This window comes from Syntrophorhabdus sp., from assembly GCA_012719415.1.
Lineage (GTDB): Bacteria > Desulfobacterota > Syntrophorhabdia > Syntrophorhabdales > Syntrophorhabdaceae > Delta-02.
Map to the genome: position 1 here is coordinate 1 of JAAYAK010000146.1, position 2454 is coordinate 2454.

Annotated in this window: 3 protein-coding genes; 2 read left to right on the forward strand and 1 reads right to left on the reverse strand. The window is 59.3% G+C overall.

The window, feature by feature from the left end:
• Both lsrF and GXX82_09090 read left to right on the forward strand, forming a co-directional pair.
• On the forward strand, positions 1–777 hold a 777-nt coding region (gene lsrF / locus GXX82_09085), incomplete at its 5' end, for a 3-hydroxy-5-phosphonooxypentane-2,4-dione thiolase (GenBank protein ID NLT23188.1).
• Between the two features lie 87 nt (positions 778–864).
• On the forward strand, positions 865–1812 hold the full coding sequence (locus GXX82_09090) for a zinc-binding dehydrogenase (protein ID NLT23189.1): 948 nt from the start codon (positions 865–867) through the stop codon (positions 1810–1812).
• Positions 1813–2293: 481 nt separating this feature from the next.
• On the opposite strand, the gene GXX82_09095 is transcribed toward GXX82_09090, so the two are convergent.
• Positions 2294–2454: 2-amino-4-hydroxy-6-hydroxymethyldihydropteridine diphosphokinase (locus GXX82_09095; GenBank protein ID NLT23190.1), on the reverse strand; the 161-nt coding region annotated here is incomplete at its 5' end.

Sequence of the window (2454 nt, forward strand, 5' to 3'; positions counted from 1 at the left end):
ATCAAGAACAGGTTGGCGCGGATATTCAACCCTCAGTCGGGGCGGACGGTCATGCTTGCCATCGATCACGGGTATTTCCAGGGGCCCACGACGGGTCTCGAAAGGGTGGACATCAATATCCTTCCTCTCGTTCCCTACGCGGACACGCTGATGCTGACGCGGGGTATCCTGCGCAGCGTCGTTCCGCCGTCGACGTCGAAGGCAATAGTCCTGAGGGTCTCCGGAGGGGCGAGCATCCTGAAGGAGCTTTCCAACGAGGACATTGCCGTCGACATCGAGGAGTCCATACGGCTCAACGTGTGCGCCATGGCCGTGCAGGTCTTTATCGGGGGAGAGTACGAGAAGGAATCCATCATCAACATGACGAAGATGGTCGACATCGGGAACCGCTACGGCATTCCCACCCTTGCCGTGACCGCGGTTGGGAAGGACATGGCCCGCGATGCGAAGTACTTCCAGCTTGCGTGCCGCATCTGCGCTGAGCTTGGCGCACATTATATCAAGACCTACTACGTGGAGAAGGACTTCGACACCGTCACAGCCTCCTGCCCGGTGCCCATCGTCATGGCGGGCGGCAAGAAGATATCCGAGCTCGACGCCCTGACCATGGCCTACAACGCGGTGCAGCAGGGAGCGTCCGGGGTGGATATGGGGCGCAACATCTTCCAGTCCGACGCGCCCGTTGCCATGATACAGGCGGTGAGCGCCGTGGTGCACCAGAACATGACCCCGGCCGACGCGTTCGACCTGTACAGGAGTCTCAAGGGAAAGGGTTGACGGAAGACCGATCGACGAGGGATAGATATTAAAGTCTCTTACTGGTACAACAACAGGGACATACGCATAGTGGAGGTTCCGACGCCTGTGGCCGGCCCGCGGGAGATGGTGGTGAAGATCCACGCCTGCGGTATCTGCGGGAGCGACATCGTGGAATGGTATCGCCTTCCACGGGCGCCGCTTGTCCAGGGTCACGAGATAGGCGCCGAGGTTGTGGCGGTGGGGTCAGCCGTGCAGAGGTTCAAGCCGTCAGACCGGGTCTTCATTCCTCCCAAGATACCCTGCGGGTCATGCGTCTACTGCGTGAAAGGGCACTTTCCCCAATGCGCGGAGATCAAGGAGCGGTTGCCCGGCGCCTTTGCCGAATACGTCCTCGTGCCGGAAGTATTCGTAGAGAAGGGGACGTACCCGCTCCCGGACAACATCAGCTACGAACAGAGCACCTTCATAGAGCCCCTCGCATGCGCCGCCCGCGCCCAGCGTCTTGCGGGGGTGAGGAAAGGGGATACGGTCCTTGTCATGGGCTGCGGAATGTCGGGTCTGCTCCACGTGAAGCTGGCGGCGGCGAGGGATTGCAGGGTGATCGCCGTCGACGTCAACCCGATGAAGCTCGACTTTGCCGCAAAGGCCGGCGCGGTCATGGTTGTCGATGGTTCGGAAGACATCGCGGAGAGACTGATCGCCGGGAACGGCAGGAAGGCGGATATCGTGGTCCTGTGCTCTTCGGCGCGTCAGGCCGTGGAGGCCGCCTGGCGATGCGTCGACAAGGGCGGAACGGTCGTCCTCTTCGCTGTGCCCGGCCCCGAGGAACAGGTCGTGGTACCCGTCAACGACTTCTGGATGAAGGAGATCACCATCCTGACGTCCTACTACTGCGGTCCCCCCGACATCATGGAGGCAATGGATCTCATTGGATCGGGCACGGTGACCGTTCACGACCTCATAACCCACCGCCTTCCCCTCGACGACATAGTCGAGGGCTTCCGACTCGTCTCCGACGGCCGCGAATCGATCAAGGTCATAATCAAGCCCTAGAAAAACCGTCTCAGGTCGCAGGTTTCAGGTCGCAGGTTCCAGGGATAGAAAACGGTTCCATGTTTCAGGTTTCAGGTCCCAAGTCAAAGACAAAGGCGCAAAGGTTCCCTGCAACAGGAAGCTGTAGAGCTTCCCATCTTCCCGGACATTGCAAGGGCCATCATTGAGACACTCCTGTTTCCCATCACCCCGCCCTCAGTAACTGTCATTCGGGCGAAGGCCGGAACCAGGAAGGACTGGCAGTGAGCTACCACCTGACAGGGAAAAGCTCCACGGTACCTCTACATATCGTGCTCTAAGGGTATTATCTTTTGTGTGCTTTCTGTTGCAGGAGGACTTTTCTTGGGTTCCGGCCTTTGCCCGGATAACGGAGAAAGAGGTGTCGGGGAGACCTTCAGACTGTCCAACAGGATCGGAACCTTCGCACTACTGTCTTTGTTTTTAGCCTGGGACGTGAAACTTGGGACCTGAAACCGTCCTTTCACTCTTCCCCGTAGTTTATCCCCTCGAGGCGCGTCACCTGCTGGCCGGGGGGGATGTCTGTGAGGAAGCCGCTCAAGGGTTTCTTGAGGGCGGGGTGGATGAGGCCGGGGTCTATCTCTATAAGGGGGACTATGGCGAACCTTCTGCGGTGGAGTTCCC